General features: G+C 36.9%; 10 protein-coding genes. 5 read left to right on the top strand and 5 right to left on the bottom strand.

The annotated features are described in order from the left end of the window. The first annotated feature begins 94 nt into the window (after window positions 1-94). Both MW688_RS08355 and MW688_RS08350 read left to right on the top strand, forming a co-directional pair. Window positions 95-796, top strand: a complete 702-nt coding sequence (locus tag MW688_RS08355) for a hypothetical protein (RefSeq protein WP_486735499.1) — start codon at window positions 95-97, stop codon at window positions 794-796. 363 nt (window positions 797-1,159) lie between these two features. Beyond that, window positions 1,160-11,806 carry an SdrD B-like domain-containing protein gene (locus tag MW688_RS08350; protein ID WP_486735498.1) on the top strand — a complete coding sequence of 3,549 codons (10,647 nt, stop codon included), beginning with the start codon at window positions 1,160-1,162 and terminating at the stop codon, window positions 11,804-11,806. Here MW688_RS08350 and MW688_RS08345 read toward each other — a convergent pair. The 3 genes from MW688_RS08345 to MW688_RS08335 all read right to left on the bottom strand — a co-directional run bounded on the left by MW688_RS08345 (window position 11,803) and on the right by MW688_RS08335 (window position 17,277). Beyond that, window positions 11,803-15,093, bottom strand: coding sequence for a sigma factor-like helix-turn-helix DNA-binding protein (locus MW688_RS08345; RefSeq protein ID WP_486735497.1), 3,291 nt, complete (start codon window positions 15,091-15,093; stop codon window positions 11,803-11,805). The genes MW688_RS08350 and MW688_RS08345 overlap by 4 nt on opposite strands. A gap of 159 nt (window positions 15,094-15,252) precedes the next feature. Next, window positions 15,253-15,582, bottom strand: a complete 330-nt coding sequence (locus MW688_RS08340) for a hypothetical protein (RefSeq protein ID WP_486735496.1) — start codon at window positions 15,580-15,582, stop codon at window positions 15,253-15,255. An 87-nt stretch (window positions 15,583-15,669) separates the two neighbouring features. Further along, window positions 15,670-17,277 (bottom strand): DEAD/DEAH box helicase, encoded by a 1,608-nt coding sequence (locus MW688_RS08335; RefSeq protein ID WP_486735495.1) that lies wholly within the window; start codon window positions 17,275-17,277, stop codon window positions 15,670-15,672. A gap of 187 nt (window positions 17,278-17,464) precedes the next feature. On the opposite strand from MW688_RS08335, the gene MW688_RS08330 reads away from it, so the two are divergent. Together MW688_RS08330 and MW688_RS08325 are read left to right on the top strand one after the other, a co-directional pair. Beyond that, the gene (locus MW688_RS08330) at window positions 17,465-17,692 is read left to right on the top strand and encodes a hypothetical protein (RefSeq protein WP_486735494.1); all 228 of its coding nucleotides are present in this window, start codon (window positions 17,465-17,467) and stop codon (window positions 17,690-17,692) included. 395 nt (window positions 17,693-18,087) lie between these two features. After that, window positions 18,088-18,318 carry a helix-turn-helix domain-containing protein gene (locus MW688_RS08325; protein ID WP_486735493.1) on the top strand — a complete coding sequence of 77 codons (231 nt, stop codon included), beginning with the start codon at window positions 18,088-18,090 and terminating at the stop codon, window positions 18,316-18,318. A 194-nt stretch (window positions 18,319-18,512) separates the two neighbouring features. Here MW688_RS08325 and MW688_RS08320 read toward each other — a convergent pair whose 3' ends face one another. Then, on the bottom strand, window positions 18,513-19,118 hold the full coding sequence (locus MW688_RS08320) for a hypothetical protein (protein ID WP_486735492.1): 606 nt from the start codon (window positions 19,116-19,118) through the stop codon (window positions 18,513-18,515). A gap of 24 nt (window positions 19,119-19,142) precedes the next feature. Here MW688_RS08320 and MW688_RS08315 point away from each other — a divergent pair, with 24 nt between their 5' ends. Continuing rightward, window positions 19,143-19,316 (top strand): hypothetical protein, encoded by a 174-nt coding sequence (locus tag MW688_RS08315; RefSeq protein WP_486735491.1) that lies wholly within the window; start codon window positions 19,143-19,145, stop codon window positions 19,314-19,316. A 71-nt stretch (window positions 19,317-19,387) separates the two neighbouring features. Here MW688_RS08315 and tnpC read toward each other — a convergent pair whose 3' ends face one another. After that, on the bottom strand, window positions 19,388-20,914 hold the full coding sequence (gene tnpC, locus MW688_RS08310) for an IS66 family transposase (RefSeq protein ID WP_486735490.1): 1,527 nt from the start codon (window positions 20,912-20,914) through the stop codon (window positions 19,388-19,390). Window positions 20,915-21,091 lie beyond the last annotated feature (177 nt).

The following is a 21,091-nucleotide window of genomic DNA, read 5'->3' as shown; positions in this document are numbered from 1 at the left end:
ATAGCAAAAGCTTTTTATCCAAATTTATCATCTCTCAAAAACCCGCTACCAGTTCCTAGATGTAAAACTAGTAAACTTCTTATCAAGTAGTATTTTGGAACCCAAAAAATACATAAGTTTAGCCTTAGCTAAACAAAAAGCAACACGAACAATCCTCTTAGGAACCCTATCAACTATCTCAGTAACTTTACCAGTACAAGCAAGTACCCTAAACTGGACTATGCTGGGAGACGTAAATTTAATTGACTCAGAAACATTCGAGTTATCCAACGATGCTAATTTAGGTGATGATGGTGACCTCGGTGTACCATCAGGGACATTCAATTTCTCAGGTAATTCAGCCACTGATAATAGTTTTGGGGACTTAGAGAATTTTTTTGGACTACCACCAGGTAGTTTAGATTTAGGAGGAGACGCCTTAGAAGGTTCATCAGTAATCAGCACTAGTATTGATGTAGAAGCAGGAGATACCCTGAGTTTTGACTATAGATTTTTGACTAATGAAACTGCTGATATTCTCACTACGACTGGTAGAGGTTTATTAAATGATTATGCTTTTATTGTCATAGATGACCAGGTTGATATACTAGCTGATGTAGGTGATGCCACCTCAGATTCTAGTTTGTTTGACCAAGAAACAGGCTTACAAAGTTATAATCAGCAATTTACTGAAACGGGGACTGTGTCTCTGGGTTTTGGAGTAGTGGATGTAGACGATTTTTTAATTTCATCGGCTTTGTCAGTACAAAATTTAGCGATTACCTCACAGAATCCATCTCAAACAACTCCAGAATAGAGTAACATTATCGGTCTTTTAAGTTTCGGAGTATTGTTGTGGGGATTTACTACCAAGAAAGCTAAGAAATTGTAAGCTTTCACAGAGATAATCAAAGTTCAGATTCTTTCCTGACTATGTATTGCCATAGAATATCAGCCTGGATAGGTAAAGAGGGAAACTTAAAATTTTAACTATATTGTAATTTAACGAAAAATCAAGAAACTAAGTAGGTAGAGAAAAATTAAGTGTATAAGATGAAACCATTGATATAGGTTTAAACCTATAGCTGGAGATTGTGCCAGTTTTTCAGGTTTATTTATACCAACCTACTTATTAACAATTAGAAAGCATGACTAAACGTATCAATTATTAAGTAAAACAATGGCAGAGTTACCTATTTTAACTAACAATAATGATTTAGAGAGTTTATCCCCTGATAATCTCTCAGAGAATCAAACTGGTTACGGTTTAGCTACAAGTAATCTACTAGCTACGAATCAAGTTAATCCAGAAATTGCTTTAATCTCAAGTGACATTGACACATCAGGATATAATCAAATTAATGGCACTAGAGATAGAGATATAATCTTCGGTACACCAGGAGATGATTTAATTATTGGAGATTGGGGTAGAGATGAGATAACAGGTGATACAGGGGCAGATATTTTTGTTTATAACAGTATTAGAGATGCCATTGATGTAATCACTGATTTTAACCCAAGTGAAGATAGTTTAGATGTGCGCAATATTCTCGCCAGTGTTGGTTATGAGGGATTAAATGCCGTTGAGGAAGGTTATATCAGTTTTGATTATTATCAAGGTGGTGCAGATGTATTAATAGATAGGGATGGTTTTGGTAGCGGGCGAAGTCGTAAAATAGTTGAGTTACAGTTTACTGAGTCAGAGAATGTAAATCAACCACCCACAGATATTATTTTAGACCCAGATAACATTGATGAGAATTCTCCCATAAATAGTTTAATCGGCAATTTAACCACAGAAGATGCTGATGTAGGAGATACTCACACCTATCAACTAGTAGCAGGAAGTGGGGATACAGATAATAGTGTCTTTAGCATTACAGGTAATCAACTATTTATACTAGAATCAGGCGACTTTGAAGTTAAATCTAGTTACTCAATTAGAGTAGAAACAACCGATGCAGCGGAAGAAAGCTTTAGTAAAGAATTAGTAGTCAGTATTAATGATATTAATGAAGCGCCTCTATTCACTAGTAACCCATTAACAAGTGTTATTTCTGGAGAAGAATATAATTATCAAATAACCACTACAGATCCAGATAATGGAGAAGAATTGACTATAACTGGGTCAAATCTGCCTCAATGGTTAGAATTAACAGATAATGAAGATGGTACAGCAAGTTTAGTAGGAATAGCCCCAGATAACAAAGAAAATGAATATGATATAACTGTCATTGTTACTGATAGAGGAGGATTAATAGATACTCAAACCTTTACGATTACCCCAGTAAATAGTAATAATCCACCAACAGATATTATTTTAAATCCTGATAGCATTGCCGAGAATGAAGAAGTTGATAGTATTGTAGGGGAATTAAGTACAGTTGATCCAGACACAGGCGATACTCATAATTATGAGTTGGTTGCTGGTGTAGGTTCTGATGACAATAATGTATTTACCATAGTAAATGATAATAAATTACAGATAAATGAATCAGCTAACTTTGAAGAAAAAGCTGAATATAGTATTAGGGTAACAACTACTGATAATGGGGGTTTAAACTTTACTGAAGCTTTAGTAGTAACAGTAGAAGATGTAAATGAAGCACCAGAAGCGATCGCCTTAAGTAACGATACAGTAGAGGAAAATCAACCAGGAACGGTGATCGCTGTAATTACTATTAGTGACCCTGACACAACGCCTAGCTTTACTAATAATCTGGTAACATTAGACGATGAGCGTTTTGAGATAGTAGAAAATAATGGCGATTTAGAGTTAAAGCTAAAAGAAGAAGAAAGTTTAGATTTTGACACTACACCTGAGGTAAGACTGACAATTACAGCTACTGACTTTGATGATGCTAATTTAAGCTTAAGTCAAGAATTTGTAATTACTGTAAACGAATATGGAGGAGAAACAGGGCCAGTTAATCTTTCTGCGAGTTTACTTAATGATACGGGAGTTAGTGATAGTGATGAAAGAACCATTGATCCGAGAATAACTGGTCAAACTACAGGAGCTGACAAAATAGAAGCACGTATTAATGGTGGAGAATATGTTGATATCAGTGAAACACTCAATTCTGATGGCAGTTTTACCATATCTTTTGAGCAATATGAACTACTAACTGATTCTCTACCTGAAAGAGAATATACAGTAGAGATTAGAGCCTCAAATAACGAGAATTCAGCAGAAACTAGTGTAGAGTTTACTCTAAGTTATACACCACCAGAAATAAGTTTAGAATTAGCCACTGAAAGCGATACAGGAATAGTTGGGGATAATGTTACCACAGAATATCAAGTTAATCTTATTGGTCAAACAGACCCGGAACTAGAAGTAGTTTTGGTAGAAACCCAAGAGAGAGTCATTGCTAATAAAAATGGTGAATTTATCTTTGCTGATGTAGAAATGCCTGCTGTCGGAGAAGTTCCCTTTACTGTAGAAGTAACCGATGCAGTCGGTAATCAAGAAAGAAAACGAATTTTTCTAACAAGAGAAGGCATAAACGGTGCGCCAGAAATCACCAGTACTCCTGAGTTAATTTTCGATACTGAGGAAGAAGAAACCTATACCTATCAAGTAGAAGCGACTGACCCTGATGGAGATCCAATTAGCTATTTATTGATTAATAGCCCTCAAGGAGCAGGAATTAATGAAGATGGTTTATTAGAATTTACTCCTCAAGGTGATGTGCAGCCTTTTTATGAGTTTACTGTTGAAGTAAGTGATGGGCGTGGTGGTACAGATACTCAGACCTTTACTGTGGAAATTCCTAATGTTAGTGAGAATCTGGGGACAATTAGAGGTATTAAATGGGAAGATTTGAATGGGAATGGATTAAGAGATTTTTCCGATTCAGTTTCTCCTCTTGGTACTTTTACAGTTGATGCTTTTACTCACAGTTATTTGGCTGGTTCGGGATTGGATACCGGTTTGGAATTCGTTGCTGGTGAACCTTTGCATATTTCTGTAGACCCTAATGATCTTTGGAATTTAGGACCTCTTCCTCGATGGTCGAATGCAGATGGTTTAGTTGGAGATTTATTTGCAACAGGATCTGATGAATCTGGACAACCAGAAGGTACTTTAATAGGTATAGACTTCGGAATTGAAACTCTTGATGGTTTTCCTGCACCTTTTAACTCATTAGTTGGAGATATTGGTGGAACTTTATTTGTAATTGGTACTGATTTTGAAGGGACTGCTCCTAACGACGGTACTTTGAAACTTTATAATTGGGATTCAGTTCCATTTGATGATAATACTGATAGTATTGATGTCACTGTAAGTATTCCTGAAACAATTTCAGAACCTGGTCTAGCTGGTGTTGAAGTTTACCTAGATACTAATAATAATGGGCAACTTGATGAAGGAGAGCCAGTTCAAGTAACTGCTGAAGATGACCCAGCTACACCCGATATTAATGAAACAGGGCAATATGAGTTTACTAATCTTCTACCTGGCGATTATATTGTTAGAGAAGTAATTCCTGAAGGATTTAGTCAAACATTTCCCGTTATCACACAACAAGAGCCATTTTTAGGATTAAACTTTTTTGGCGATTTTACTCAAATAGATCCAGAGACAGGAGAGTTTACATTAATTGCCAATTTAGGAGATATTAACAATAATTCAATCTATAACGATAATGGGGAAGCCCTTGAATTTAACGATAAAGGGGAACTCTTTGGAGTTCTGAATAATAATCTTTTGGTTGAAATTAATCCAGAAAGTGGAAAGGTTGTTGAAATTGGAAGAATTCCTGGATTTAGTTTTGTTGAAGCTTTAGCTTTTCATGACGGTCAGATGTATGGTGCTGCATCAACTAGTACTGTTTTTGCTAATCAATTAATTCTCATTGATACTGAGACAGCAAATGCAACCTTAATTGGACCTTTTGGTAGTGGCTTTAATGATGTTGATGCTCTATCCTTTACTCCCGATGGAACTTTATACGCATCAACTTTTAATGGTCCTAATTCCAGATTATCTGAAGTAAATATATCTACAGGGGCAGTAAACCCAGATACAATTGTTAATTCACCATTGAGAGTGTTAAGCCTTGATTCTAATTCAGAGGGTCTGCTTTATGGAACATCAAGTTTTAGAGATAGTATTCCTTCTAGACTTGTTATTATTGATCCTTCAACGGGTAATTTTATTGAAGAAAAACCGTTATCCGAAGTTTTCAGAAATGCTGGATTAGCTATTCCAGAGCAAAGTTTTATACCAAGTGAATATATAATCGAACTGGAAGCCGGTGAAATTGTAGAAAATATTGATTTTGGAAATGTTGCTATAGGTAACGAACCCCCTGTAATCATTTCAGATCCTGTAACTGAATTTGTTGTTGGCGATTTTAGTGAATCAGAAGTTATCGATTTTGAGATATTGCCAGATAGTAGCCTCCCCTCGGATAATTTACAACTTGGTCTAAATGATTTCTACACTATTGATGGTGTCAATGTTACTTTTGGTTTTGATACTGACAACGATGAAGTAGTTGATACTCCTGGTTTATTAGAAAGAATCGGCAATGATCCAGGCTTAGGTTTTCTGAGTAGTGCTAGAGGACAAAATGATTTCGCTGTTAGGGGGTTGGAAGATCAATTAGGAGAATTTTTCCTCAGACAACCAGGTAGTTTTGGATCAACTTTTGGTACTTTTATCATCAAATATGACTCTTCTGAGCCTGTTACTGTTGCTTCTGGAGAAATTTGGGATATAGATGGTACTAGTCCCGGCGCTGGTGAACAGTTTTTAGTAGACGCATTCGATAGCGATGGCGATTTATTAGACTCGATACTTTCACCTTTTTATGGCAATGATAACCCGTCAACTAGCTTGGATAGTCAACCGTGGATTTTTAATTTTTCTGGGTTGTCAGATATTGAGCAAATCCACATAACATTTGTAGGTACAAAGAATAGTGGTATAGGATTAGCATTTAATAATTTCTTCCCTCTTACTTCTCCTACCGTTTACACCTATGATGTAGAAGCAGAAGATCCTGATGAGGATGAACTCACCTATTCTCTAACTGAATCTCCTGAAACGATGGAGATAGATCCAGACACTGGTTTAATTACTTGGGATACTTTAGGCGAAGAGTTAGGCGACTATACTGTAACTGTTTTAGTTGAAGACGGTAACGGTGGTACTGATACTCAAACTTTCACTCTTACTTTGACAGATGAAAGTTTAGAAAATCGAGCTCCCAATAATATAGAATTAAGTAATAATGCCGTTACTGAGAATATTGATGGTGCATTAATTGGAAACATTTTTGTTAGAGATCCTGATACTAAACCTGAATTTACTAACAATGTGGTCACAGTAGATGACAATCGTTTTGAGGTAGTGGATAATAACGGCACTCTACAATTAAAGTTAAAAGATGACCAAAGTTTAGATTTTAATGTAGAAGAAAGTGTAAATTTAATCTTAACTGCAACAGATTTAAATGATCCTTCTCTAAATTATAGTGAAGAATTTAATATTAATGTATTAATTGATGAATTAGCTAATATTGAAGGAACTGTTTTTGAAGACCTAAATGAAAATGGCATTCAAGATGGAGGAGAAGAAGGTAAGCAGAATTTCATTGTTTATATAGATGAAAATAACAATGATCTACGTGATAGTAACGAAATCTTTGTAGCTACTGATGTTGATGGAAATTATCGACTAGAAAATCTTGCCCCAGATACCTATGAGTTAAATGTTGAAGCACAAGATGAACTAGAATCTCCCTCTTCACAAACAATTACTCTCAGTAGTAATGAGACTTTAACAGATATCAATTTTGGATTATTACCATTTACTGACAGTGAATCTCCTGAGGTGAATTTAGGACTAAGTGGAACTGTTTTTGAGCGTGGTGATACAGTAAATTTAGAAATAAGTGCTAGAGATAATGTAGCTTTAGCAGATATAGATCTCTCAGTTAATGGAACTTCTCTCACTCTTAACCCTGATGTAGCTGAAAACCGAGTAATTAATACTGCTTCATTTATGGCTAACAGATTTGGGGCATTTGAAATAATTGGTACTGCGACTGATACAGCAGGCAATGTAAGAACAGAAACTATTAATATTCGAGTTATTGATTCTTCTGATGTAGAAGCACCTGTATTAACCATTAACTCAATTACCGATGACAACATCATTACCGCCCCCACCGAAATTATTGGTACAGTAGGTGATACCAATTTAGACTTTTATAAGATAGAAGTTGCCCCAATTGGCAGTAATAATTTTACTGAAATAGCACGAGGTACCAGCTCAGTCAACAACAACATTCTCGGCGAATTTGACCCATCTACTTTACTCAATGATGAATACATTATTCGTCTGTTTGCTCAAGATCATGGTGGTAATCAATCTATCATAACTGAAAGTGTCAAGGTCATTGGAGATTTAAAATTAGGTAATTATAAACTTTCCTTTAATGACTTAATTGTACCTGTCTCCGGCATTCCCATTCTTGTTTCTCGTACTTACGACAGCTTTAATACCAATAATCGAGATGACTTTGGTTTTGGTTGGAGTATGGAATTACGTGACACAGACTTACGCACCAATGTACCTAAAACCGGTTTAGAAGACTCTATAATTTATAATTCTTTCTTTAGTGGTGCTAGAGTTTATGTAACTACACCTGGAGGAAAAAGAGAAGGCTTTACCTTTGAACCTCAACCTGCACCAGGCTTAAAAGGATCTTTGCTCGGTATTTGGGAACCAATATTTGTACCAGACACCGGTGTAACTAGTGAATTAACTGTCCCTAATTTTGATTTATCCCTGACTAGTACAGGAGAATTTTCCGCCTACGGGTTTAGTATCGGTTATAACCCCAGTAATCCTGCCTTTGGTGGTATTTATAATCTAGTTACCAAAGAAGGAATAGTCTACGAAATTGATGGAGAAACAGGAGATTCTCGCAGTATTACAGATAGAAATGGCAATGAACTTATCTTTAGCGAAGATGGAATCCGCAGTTCCACTGGACAAGAAATAATCTTTGAAAGAGATTCTCAAAACCGTATTACCAGTATTATTGATCCCTTAGGAAATAATATTGTTTATGAATATGACAATCAAGGAGATCTAATCTCCGTAACAGATAGAGAAGATTTTACCACTAGTTTCGTTTATAGCGATAGTATATCTCACTATTTAGAAGAAGTAATAGACCCCTTAGGAAGAACTGGTACTAGATTAGTATATGATGAATCAGGCCGTTTAGCCGAAATTTTTGGAACTTCAGACGATTCTGTAGAGTTAGTTTATGACCCTGATAACTTTATCTATAAAGAAATAGACGAGTTTGGAGAGATAACCACTTATGAATACGATGAAAAAGGGAACATTCTTACAGAGATTAATGCTCTTGACGGTGCCACTCGGTATACATACGATGATGAAAATAACTTAACCAGTGTCACGGATCCCTTAGGTAATTTGACCACCTTCGATTATGATGATAGAGGTAATATTATTTCACAAATAGAACCACATCCCCCTGAAGCAGACCCAGAAAACTTCACTACACGGTATACCTATAATAATTTAAATCAAATTACTACCATAGTTGAGCCTAATGGCTCAGTTACACGATCAATTTATGATTCTTCTGGGAACTTACTAGAAGTACTAGATGCCAGGGGAAATTCACTAGTATCTTATACTTATGGATCTGGAGGCTTACTTCTCACAGAAAGTGATCAATTTGGTACAGAAACCCACGTTTATGACAGGTTTGGGAATGAAGTAGGTGGCACAGATATTTATGGAAATGAATATACTCTTACCTATGATGCAGCAGGACAACTTCAAACATTAACTGATGAGAATGGTACAGCAACCTTTATTTATGATAATCAAGGTCGAGAAACTTTTGCTGATTATGGAAATGGCGTAACCATAGAATATGAATATGGTTTTGAACCAGAATGGACAGTGGTAAATAGTCCAACAATTGGCCGTATAGAAAGAGAGTTTAATACTGATGGTCAGTTATCAAGATTAGTACAACCAGACCGCCGTGAACAGTATGTTTATGATGCTTCAGGCAGATTAACAGAAATAATTGATGCACAAGGAAATCAAACTACCTATACTTATGATGCAGTGGGACAAATTACAGCAATTACTGACCCAGAAGGAGGAATAACTAGAAGAGAATATGATTTAGCCGGAAGGCTAACCAGAGAATTTGACCCGCTAGGAAATGCTACTCGTTTTACTTATAATCCTAATGGTAGTCTTGCTTCTATAACTGATGCTCGAAATTTTACTACAACTTATGAATATGGCTTAAATACAATTACCACTAGAGATCCTTTAGGAAGAGAGTCAACAGTGATACTAACAGAAGGAGGGTTACTAGAACAGTTAATTAATCCTGACAATACAACGACACAAACTGACTATGTTGATGAGAGTAGTTTGATTGATTCTGATGCCATCATCCAGAGTATTACAGACGAAAGTGGTCGAGTTCGTAATTTCAACTATGACCGTTTTGGTAATTTGAGTACAGCAACTAACTGGGGTGATGACACTTACTCATATACTTATGAGGACGATAACTTAACAGCAATTGTTAACCCCACTGGAAACACTCAAAGCTTTAGCTATGACAATCAAAATTTACTGAAAACTATTACTATACCTGGTTTAGGAGTTCAAACTCTTACACGTGCCGAGAATAATCAAATTGACACTCATACTTTTCCTTCTGGATTGGTTTTAGACTACGATTATGACAGCAAAGGTCGAGAAATATCTCGTACTTCTTCAAATGGGGAAGAAATCTTTTTTACCTACAATGAAAATGGTTTATTGACCAGCATGGAAGATGAGACTGGAGTAACACAATACACTTATGATAGCAAACAAGATTTAGTAGAAATTGAGGGACCTGATGGCGGAACTATTAATTATGACAGGGATTTGTTAGGACGTATAATTGCGATTTTTGCTCAAAGTTCTCCTAACAGTGAAGCATATACGACAGAATATGAATACGATGCTGTCGGGAATCTAATCTTAATTATTGACCCCCTTGAGGGAGAAACTAATATGGAATATGATGCTGTTAATCGTCTTATTAGACGTCAATTACCTAATGGAGTCACTACTGTCTATGAATATGACCAGAGGAATTATCTAATTAGCATCATTCATAGAAATGAAGAGGGAACAATATTAGCATCAAAAACTTATCAAAGAGCTGCAACTGGCGAACCAACTCGCATTACCAATAATGATGGTTTTTATCGAGAACTTGAATATGATGATGCACTCAGATTAATCAGTGAAAGATATTTTGATGTAGAGGGTAATGAAGTAGAACTGATAACCTATGAATATGATTCGGCAGGAAATCGCACTGTCAAAACTGACTCTTCTGGTGAATATCGCTATATTTATGAATCAAGCGAAAGACTTGTAGAAATAGATGGCCCGGCTAATGATGATATTACCTACCGTTATGATCGACAAGGCCGAATGATCGAGATTAATAAAAATGGCACTAGACAAAGATTTGAATATGATCTCAATGACCAATTAACTACTATAGAAGATTTAAGTAATGGTAGTACAATTAACTACATTAATAATGGTATGGGGCATCGTCTTAGCGTCGAGGATGATTCAGCACAACAACAATTTTTAGTAGGTCCCACATTAGTAGAGGAATTAGAATCGCCATATTTAGTAGTCAATGAAAATAATAATCTCGTAGCTGGTTATGTTTATGGAGGTGAAGACCCCATAGCTAGATTCGACGAGAACGGCGCTACTTATTATTTAACTGATGCTTTAGGCTCAGTGATTGGTTTAACTAATAACGATGGTGAATTAATTGCTGAATTTGAATATGATGGCTTCGGAAACGTTACCCAACAAACTCAGGGAGAAAACCCCTTATCCAATCTGATTGATGGCGATTTTCGTTTCCAAGGCACTCAGTTTAATGAAAATACTGAACTTTATTATGTAAGAGCACGTAATTATGATCCTCAAGTAGGTCGTTTCCTCTCAAGAGACCCTGCTGAACCTGATTTGTTTACTCCAGAAACGATTTATCCCTATGCTTTTGCTAATTCTAATCCCTATTTATATGAAGATCCGACGGGATTAGTCACTTTAAACTCTGTAAGCATTTCAGTAGGAATTAGAGGAATTCTACAAAAATTTGTAACAAAATCTATTAGTAATACTATTTTAGATACAGTTAATGCCTCGCTTGGCGAAATTGTTCTAGCTACTTTTAAAAGTTTGATTCCCAGTAATCTAATACCATTCCAAGATTTACTAGATACTGAAAAAGACTTAATAAAAAACGCAGGTAATGGAGCCGCAGGGAACAGGTTTGAGAACTTAATTTTGGATGCAGTTTGTGAAGTTTTTACAACTCCACAAAACTTGTACCTAGAAGTTGCAATGAGACAGTCTGATGGTAAACCTGGTAATAATGGATTAAGTTGTAATGATAGGAGTAGGGGTATAAGGCCCGGATTAATCCAAAAATCCAGCCGTCCTGACTTTCTTTTTTCTCCATATCAACCACTTGAATTAACTAAATTTGGTAAAAGTAGCTATTTAGCTGGTGACATTAAAATTGGAGTTCGTAACATTAGAAATGGAGCTCGTAGCAGGAGACAATTCGATACTATTATTTCTCATGCTTCTAACTATGGCAGCAGTGTCGCTTTATGGGTAACTTTACGGGGCACAGAAAGACAAGAAAAAACGATAATAAAAAAAGGAGCTGCGAAACAAGTGTTAGTTGGTATTCTCAGACTTTTTTAGGTTCTGTTGCATAAAAAGATGAAACACAAAGTACTGACGGGGTGACAGGGTGGCTGAAAAGCTTGTGAAGATTGAGGTTTTGATTGGGCGATCGCGTCTGGCCATAATAAGTAAAAATTAGTAACTATTGCTACCAACTGACATTGTATTTGAGTAGAAAACGATTGTAACCAATCAGCAAATTCCATCCACCCATCTTCATGAATAATTCTGACAACTGTTTCCACAACACATTCCACCTCAAATTCTAGAAACTGTGCTAGAAGCTCATCTGACTCTCTCTCTAAATTATTAGTTTTTCTACTATTAGTATTTAATAGGGTTTCTAATAATTTTTTCAAACCTCTCCAATCCCCTAAAGGAGACTCTTTCAGGATTTGTGACACTCTTCCTTGACTGACTCCTAATATGTTAGCGATCGCACTCTGAGTAACCTTCTCTCCCAACTTGTGTAACTGTTGTGCAATCTGCCAAATCTTCCAACGATTCTGTTGCTGTTGTGTTCCTGCGAATGGAGTCCAACTGAACCCATCGGAAACTTTATGAGTTATATTCAGGTGAGAGAGGAAATCAGAGTTGATATTTGAACCAATCAGATAGATAGTAAATTGCTGATTAGGATAATGATGATGCCTAGCACGTCCAATCAGTTGTAAATATTCGGATTCAGTTAATTGTCGATAGTACTTATCGAATCCCTGAGTAGTACCATGTAAAATTAAATATTCGTCCAGTGCAGCACCCACATTGATATTGGGGGATCCAAAAGCTGCAATAGCTTGTTTGCCTTTTAATTCATTAGTGCCACGATTATGAGCAAACCACCAGCCGTCAAGTTTAAGGTTGTTCTGCCATTTCTTCAATCCCAATACAGTTAAGTCAGGATGTAAGGTTTGGAGTTTTTCAGTTAAGGCGATCGCGCGTTGCAAAGCAGTCTCACTTGCCTGGGATGAACCTAGACCTTTAACGTTAATAACTTCCACGTTAAGATTACTCATTGAGGGTGGTTCTTGCTCAATCTGAAGAATGGAATCACTTGGAATATTTAAGCGATCGCCAATCAATTCCTTTTGTGCGGTACTATCGAGAAAGACAACGAAACGACTGTTTTTGATGATTTGCTCTTGCTGCTCTTTACGAATGGTTATAGTTAAAGTAGCAACGGGTTTAGAGCTAATCCGTAGAACTCCCTTGAAACCTCGACCATTAGAATTATTATCTGTGAGGATTTCCAGCAATGGTATTAAGAAGTTACTAGGTAATTCAGCCAAGTTTTGAGAACTCTGCGTCCAAGCCTCTCTACGGAAATAGTATCTGGCATAAGCCATCTTTTTCTTTAATTGCTCTCGTTCATGGTTAGTTAAGGATGATTGCTGGTCTAAACCATCAAAGTTACAACTATCGGGGTCAACAAAAATTTTAGATAGATTAGATTCTTCTTTAATAATCGGTAACCAATCACGAACCTCACATATCCATTGATTTGGGTTAGGAATTATTTTGCTAAGTTCATCCATTAAATGCTCATGGTCATATCCATGGTAGGGAAGTTTAGGATTAGTTAATAAGTTGCGCAGATAGACTCTCACTGGGGCAAACAACTTAAAAAACTCAGGAAATTGTGTTTCTAACTCTCCCCACTGTTTATCCCAGTCTGCCAGTCTACAATCAATCTGTTTTGTACTTTTAATTAATTGACCTGCTTCTTCTATTACCAGTGTGGAATATTGGTAATCATAATCAGGAGCTAGTTGTTCAATATGCGCCCTTTTCTTGGGAGTAGAGATCGCATCTTTCCTCAACTTCCGAAACCCGTAGCCATCACCCACTTGACTAGAACAAAGAGGTTTTCCATTGTCTCCTTTTTGCTTGAAGAAAGGACAGCGGGCACAGATTGAATTTACTTGATATGACCCACCCCCAGATATTTGTCTTTCTTCTTCACTGAAATCCGGGTCGTAGCCCTTTTCTTTGAGTTGATAAAACAGTTCAGCATTGATACAGTTGCTGCTTACTGCTACAGCTTGATTATCTTCAGTGGGGGAAGTTACTAGAAAAGGTTTTGCTAATGCTGTTTGTCTGGAATAATTGTGATATAACCCATTATGCTTAATAGGTAAATCAGTGAAATTTTGTTCTATGGTCGCTACAGATGGGTTGCGGTGATTCAAGTCTAAGTACCAAATCTCGCCATTTCTAGTTTTCATTTCACCAGAATTAGTATCCATAACTTGATAGTTATCTGGTTCTAATAAACCAAGTTCATGAGATTTCCCTAGTCCCATAAATGATTTGTCATGTACGAACTTCCAACCAGCTTTTTTAGCTGTGGCAATTACTTTTAATCTTTGTTTAGGTTTGAATCTAATCACTCCTTTAAATTGATTGGGCGATGGTAAGACCATCCCTTCTTTAAAGTGAATAATACTGGGCATAGACAAAGGTTTTATGGCCTTAAGCATTTGCTGAAAACTTGACCCAAAATATTTAGTAGGACATAAGCCAAGACTTAACTGCTTTCTCAACCAATCAAAGAAGTTATTTTTTGGTTCTAGTTCCGTTTCAATTAACTCTTGTTCGGCAAGTTTTTCTACGAATTCCTGATATTCTTGCTCATCGGGTTCAAATTTCGATTCTATCTGTTTTTGATGAAAAGCAATCCATTGTGCTTTTAGTTCCTCTTTTGCCCATTGGGGATATATCCAGTTTCCTAATTCTTTAGCCACATTAAATAAGACTGGGGCTGGTAAGTCCTTGTGTATCGCTCTTACTACTCCTGGTATATTCCAGCCACATTGATGGGATGGAGAATGCTGTTCTAATAATGCGATCGCTCTCTCTGCGCCATACCTACTTTTAAGTACAGTAGCCACTTTCAGGTAATATTCGTAAGTATTCTGTCCTTTGATTCTTTGGGGAATGACTGACAGAGCATCGGTAATTAGACGGTCTACAAGGTCTTCTGAGTCAAAAGAATTAAAATTAGAAGTGTTTCGGTAGACTGGTAAGAAATCTGACTTTTTTTGGTTAAGTACCGTCCTAACTTGAGCATAATCCCTTTCAAGACGAATAGCCTTCTTTATTTCTCTCCATCGCTCCTCACTAATATTCTCAGGAAAAGGTAAATTAATGGCAGCAAAAGCTTTCTTAAACCCGACAATAAACTCCTGATAACTATACCGACTATGGCTATATTGAATTAATTCTTGTTCCCCTTGTTTCTCCTTGCGATAAAACCCAGGGAATCGCATCGGTTGATGAGGATTAACTACAGCAGGGTCCCCCATGGTGGCAATACATAGAAGCTGGTCTAAGTAAGTAGCCTTTTTTATGTCTATTGCTTCATCAAGTAACCAGTGAGGATGAAGAGATTTACCCCCAGAAGTAGTCGTAAATGCTGGTTCTAAGCCAGATACTTTTATAAACCAGTCGATTTTATCTAATTGTTATTCAGTTGTACCAAAATCAAACTCAGTACTAACATCCTGTGAGGTATGAATATATTCCTTAAGAGGGAATTCTTCGGCATTGGTGGGGATATAGAAAACTCCACCAACGACTAGTTCTGATTGGGAGCGTAAATATTCAAATCCATTTTCAATCAAGTCAGTAGTAACGCGATTAGTTCTATTCCCTTTGGTGGCATACAACGAAAACTTGCCGTTTGGGTAGACTTCCCCAACGAAAAATCTATCATGTCCTAGTTTGAACCATACTTTCTGAGGCTTGGGGTAGATGAGAGCGATCACCAATCTAAATGCTTCGATATTTTTCATTGTCAAATTCGTGAATTCCTTTCTATGTGGGTCAATAAGAAAAGCACCCTGGAGAAATATTTCTTTTCTCCAAGGTTTATGTGATGGTTATTTGTCCTGTCCGAACTCGTAGTTCATGTATTGGCTTATCCAAACCAAGTTTTTTTTCTTGCTAATGGCGATCGCAGATAAATAATTGCGATAAACCTGAAGATGTTTCTCTGTGGGGTTGTCTCCAAAGACAGCACCGCGACTCCAATCTCTGGGAGGATGGCTACCGTTAAAGGATTTTTGAAAGCTTAAGGTCGCCCATTCTGGCGAAAAACCTCTCAGGTAAGCGATTTTAAGATGTTCCCTGTAGAAATGAAATTTATGTATATCTTCTCCTCTGATTAATCGCTCCAATTTTTGTGTAGGAGTTAGCTTTTCTGGTCGAGGGAATACGTAACCGCAGTGAGGACAGATTTGAGCAAATTGATTGATTATCGCTCCACAGCCATATTCATCATCTGGACAAATTTTTGTCGGTGTTTCCCCTAAAGGTATGTCGTCCGAATCAGAAAGGGTTACTTTTTTGAGGTTCTCGATAAAGCCAAAACGTTTAATTAATCCGGCTTGGTCTAAAACTAAACAATCTGTCTTATCTTGCGCAGGTCTTAATCCTCGTCCTAATTGCTGAAAATATTTAGCTTTAGATTTCGTAGGACGACACAACATAATGCAACTGACACTGGGTACGTCAAATCCCTCAGACAGTGACTCACAACTGGAAATAACTAAAAGTTCTCCACTTGCTAGTTGGTCGTAAAGTAGAGATCGCTCCCGATAACTCATAGAACCATCAACACTGGCTGCTGCTATCCCCTGCTCATTAAAAGCTTGAGCAATACTTTGTGCGTGGCTTACACTTACGGCAAAAGCGATGGTTTTTCTTCCATAAGCCAGTCTCATCCATTCTCTGACTGCTGCATTGATGACATGGGGAACATTACAACGTACCTCTAAATCGTTATTGGAATATTCCCCATCAGTAGTTTTTACTCCCTTGAGATTGGCTTGTTTTAATCCGTAGTAAACAGGAGATACTAAAAAACCCCTGGCAATTAATTCCCAAGGGTATGGAGCTGTTATTAATGTTTCGTAGATATCTCCCATTTCTTCCCGTTTCGATAAGCGCCAAGGTGTTGCTGTTAACCCAATGCAGATTGCTTGATTTTGAGAGTTTTCTGAAAGAGGAGGGAATAGACTGAGACTAGTTTTAAACCAATTGGTTAAATGGGCTTCATCGAAAATGTAGATATTAGGAGTAAACCAGTCAATATTCCTCCTAGAAAGTGTTTGAATAGAGGCGATTTGGATTGAAGCTGAATGGTTTTCTGGATAACCACCTGCTATTACTCCAAATTTGTCTTCTAATCCCCATAAAGCAAATTTATCTAGTGTTTGCTGAATGAGAACATCTCGATGAACAATGAAAATGACTTTTTGCCCTGATTGGACGGCATCGTAGACAAACTGCCCGGCAATTATTGTTTTTCCAGCACCAGTGGGGGCAAAGACTAGGATTCTTTGATATCCCTGCTTAATCAAAAGATTAATTTCTTGAATGACCTGCTGCTGATAATCCCTAAGTCTTGGTAAGCAAGGCTGACAAGAGGACTCTAGAGCGAAGCTAAGTTGACTCAGCTTGCCCTGTGAGTATATTTCAGGTATCATAGTTAATTAGATATTAGTAGATTTGACTCTTCAATTAGGGTCAAGTTAATTTAGCTTGGACCTTAAAAGAGTCTTTTTTTTAATCACATACCATTATATCTGAATAAAACCAGCAATGCTAGGGGTATAGCCAAAAAATCTTTTTTAAATTTTTCGCAAAACTATAGAGTAAACAATCGTTCTTACTATGCCAGCAATAAAAGGAAAACCAGCACACGAAAATAGTATTAAGGCTTTGAGAGAAGCCAATCAGCCAAAATTTGGGGAAAAAATGGATAAAACTCTCCAATTGCTTCTAACTTCCACTGGAAAAGAAAAATTGAATACTTTAGCCAAAGAAATGGGATATTCTAAGTCTGAGTTAGTGGAAAGAATAGCTCGGGGTGAATTTGAATTAGTTCGTAGAGCTAGTTAGCGGCTCTTTTTATTTTTTTGCCTCTTGTTGATTAAAAATGAATAGTAGAAAAAAATCTAAAATATGCGTTACTGGGGTAGGAATACTTTTGCTACCCCAGAATAGTCACAAAAGTATTTTAGGTTTCTTTTGGGCTCTAACAGATAAACACTCATGTTATTGAAAACAACTCCTTTAAAATATAAAAACAAAGAAAACTAATAGATAATTAGCTGACTAGTTGACACTTGATAAATTTACTTGACCAAATGAGAGGGTAGATTTCCTTTTTCTTTCATTAATCATAAACTCTCAGTTTAGGATATGTCAACTGTCAATTTATGATTTATAGCAAATCCTCAACTAAAAGTTTATAGTTGAGAAAGAACATACATATCTGAAAGACTCGACTATTAATGAAGGTCAGAAAAACAATTGATATTGAAATTCCTGGATTAGGAGAAAAAATAAGAAAAATCAGAGAAAGAGATAGTCGCTCTTTGAGTGAAATTTGTCGTCAAATACCGATGACCACAATGAATTGGTACAAAATTGAAGCAGAAGAGACCAAAGCTTTACCTGTTGAGACCTTAAGACGAATTGAAGCTGTTTTAGGTGTCGATTTTGGAATTGAGTTTGACGATTGAGATAATTTTAACTAGTCACGAAACAATATTAATTAAACCTCACCTCACCTACTGAACGAGTCAAGGCTCGCGCATCATTTTTTTATTTATCTACAAAACAAACGTTTCTGCAACAGAACCGACCCCAGAATTAACTAGATAAATTAAAAGTTATCACAAAAATTGTTCTCAGACCCAACACTTTGATTAAATTTCTAAAGTTCTGAAAAATTTTGTTGACTTGTTTTTATAAGACTATGAAGAGTTTGTTGCAATTGTTTTAACTTTTTAGATTCAAGTTGAGCTTTATGCTTTGTTTCAAATTTGACAATGGTTTCCTGATATTCTGATTCAGAATTAAAATGTTTTTCAAATAATTTTCCCTCTTCATAACCATACAAAATTAGTTCAGAGTTTATCTTTTTTAAAAAAGGTTCAACTATTCTTTTTTCGGCGCCTAGATAAATTCCTTGTAAATATCCATAAAGATAAGTAATAATTTTGTCTATCTCCTCCATAGAAAAGCCTACTTCTTCTGGTGTTCTCTTAATTATTTTTTCATTCTCATCTATTATTTCACTCTCTTTCACACGGTAAAAGGAAAATGATAGTCCACCTTTAGAGTCGTAAATGTCTAATAAATAAAAACAAGATTCTGATTGTTGAGTTGAAAGCATCAATAGAGGAAAACTAAATGTTCCTTTCCAGTTATCAATCCAGTTTGAACTTTTGCCAAATAAATACTCCAGAGCTATAAAAGCCTGAAAAATTTTTAGTAAATTTTTATCTTCTTCAATTAACCAAAGCTTATATATTGACAAAAATGTAGTAAATTTAATTGGTATATGTGGCGGACTGCAATCATCGAGCACTGGGACTGCAATCATCGGCACTTTGGGACAGGATTAATTGCAACTATAAATAGCCTCTGGGGTAACCGTTCAGGGGGCGATCGTTACAAACAAATTGATGCCAGAGAAAAATGGTTTGCGAGAATTTATCGTGAACTATATACTTAGGGAGATTAAAGTCGATTCCGTCCTTTTTCAGCAGAGCTAACAAATTGAGATTCAAATTCCTAGATAAGGGCTCAAAAGTTCTCTACAGTCAGTTGCTCTAATGGATTATCCATAAGAGATTCAGGTAACAGAGACGGAGGTTCAGTTTGATGACGCGCCGCTTCAACTGCTTCTGTGAGAAAACTTAAGACGTTGCGTCTTTGAGAGCGTAAACTAGTTATTACTGTCAACATTCTAGCGAGGAAAATACTACCTGCTTCACTTTGAGAACCAAAGCTAGTACGACGCCAGATTACAGCAGGTCTAATGGATCTTTCTGAAGCATTGTTAGTCGGTTCGACCCCTGGTACTTCTGTAAATAACCATAAAGCTTCCTCCACCTTTAGCAACTGCCTACAGGTGCGTACAGTTTTAGCTAAGGGAGTTTTTTCTCTCGTCCCAATCTCGAACTGCGAAGTTTCTTCTAAAATGCTTTTCAGTCTCGTTCTAATTTTCTTGACTTTTTCAGTAAATTCTAAATAACTAAGGGTGCCATCTCGCACCTTACGCCACAGTCGAAATAGTCGTTTCTGCTGTGCCAATAGGTCTCTCCCGATTTGTCTGGATATACCCTTACGTTCTGAAATTTTGGTAAATTCTCTTTTTAAGTGTGCCCAACACAGTTGTCTTTGCTCTAGATTGAGCCAATTGTAAGCGTTATAGCGGTCACTAATCAGAATACCGCCAAAATTTCTGCCTAGCAATTCTTGTGCTGCTTCAGTTGAGCGTGACAGGGTTACTTGAAAGAAACTGACTAGAGGGGTTACTATTACCCAGAGCCAAGCTTTGCGATTATTAGGGTTTTTCCCATCGGCATTTCCCTGTACAAATCCTGTTTCATCCGCTCCTGCTACTGATGCCATCTGCACATATTCTTGGGCGGCACCTACTGAGGAAGCTACTGCTTCACTCATTTCAGTGCGAATTCTATTAATGGTCCCCAGAGACATTCTCACCCCAAACAGATCTTCCATAGCCGTCTGTACCATTCTGTGTGAGTGTCGATACATCCCACTTAGTAACCCCACTATGGCTACTACTCTGGTCCCATAACCTGTATTTTCCTCTGTTTCTGGTAGTGCCGCTCGGGTTTGATGCCCACACTTGCGACAATTTAGTTGGTGCAGTCTGTGTTCAATGATTGATAGTTCTATTTCTGGTATTTCTACTACTTGATGTCTTAATGGTTGCTCATCTTCTCCTTTGAGCAATTCCCCACAACAACTACATCTTTCTGGATAATGATTTTTTATTTCGCTACATTCTAAGGATTCGTAGAGCAGACGGTTTTTTCCCTGATGTCCTGGTTGTCCACCTCTTTTTTTCTTTGATGGCTTCGACTTTTTTTTCTCTACCTGTGGTGTGTCTTTTGATGGTGGGTTATGTGAATTGTCTGAATTATTTCTTAGTTTTTCTTCTAGCTGTTCTCTGCTTATTTCTTGCTCTTGTAGTCTTCCTATTAATTCCACTAGAGCCTTTTTGACACTTTCAGGGGTTTTCTCCCAATCTTCAGTGTCAATCTTTAATCTATCTAATGAAAAATGCAGCAAGGTTTTCATACCTTATAGGATATCATCTTTTTCTGACTTTGCCTGTTTCTTTCATTTCCACGGAAAACTTTTACATCCCACTGCTATCAATTAAGTATTAACGATCGCCCGATCGCCCCCTGAACGGTTACCCTCTGGGACAGAATTAACTGCAACTGAGACAGAATTAATTGCAACTGAGACTGC

It is taken from the genome of Johannesbaptistia floridana (assembly GCF_057440575.1).
The sequence above is the reverse complement of the archived record's forward strand: the minus strand, read 5'-3'. Positions and strand labels throughout refer to the sequence as shown.

Excerpts from the sequence above, each read along its gene's own strand:
- MW688_RS08350 (WP_486735498.1), top strand. The coding sequence starts at position 1,160 with ATGGCAGAGTTACCTATTTTAACTAACAATAATGATTTAGAGAGTTTA.
- MW688_RS08345 (WP_486735497.1), bottom strand. The coding sequence starts at position 15,093 with ATGGGGGACCCTGCTGTAGTTAATCCTCATCAACCGATGCGATTCCCT.
- MW688_RS08340 (WP_486735496.1), bottom strand. The coding sequence starts at position 15,582 with ATGAAAAATATCGAAGCATTTAGATTGGTGATCGCTCTCATCTACCCC.
- MW688_RS08335 (WP_486735495.1), bottom strand. The coding sequence starts at position 17,277 with ATGATACCTGAAATATACTCACAGGGCAAGCTGAGTCAACTTAGCTTC.
- MW688_RS08330 (WP_486735494.1), top strand. The coding sequence starts at position 17,465 with ATGCCAGCAATAAAAGGAAAACCAGCACACGAAAATAGTATTAAGGCT.
- MW688_RS08325 (WP_486735493.1), top strand. The coding sequence starts at position 18,088 with ATGAAGGTCAGAAAAACAATTGATATTGAAATTCCTGGATTAGGAGAA.
- MW688_RS08315 (WP_486735491.1), top strand. The coding sequence starts at position 19,143 with ATGTGGCGGACTGCAATCATCGAGCACTGGGACTGCAATCATCGGCAC.
- tnpC (WP_486735490.1), bottom strand. The coding sequence starts at position 20,914 with ATGAAAACCTTGCTGCATTTTTCATTAGATAGATTAAAGATTGACACT.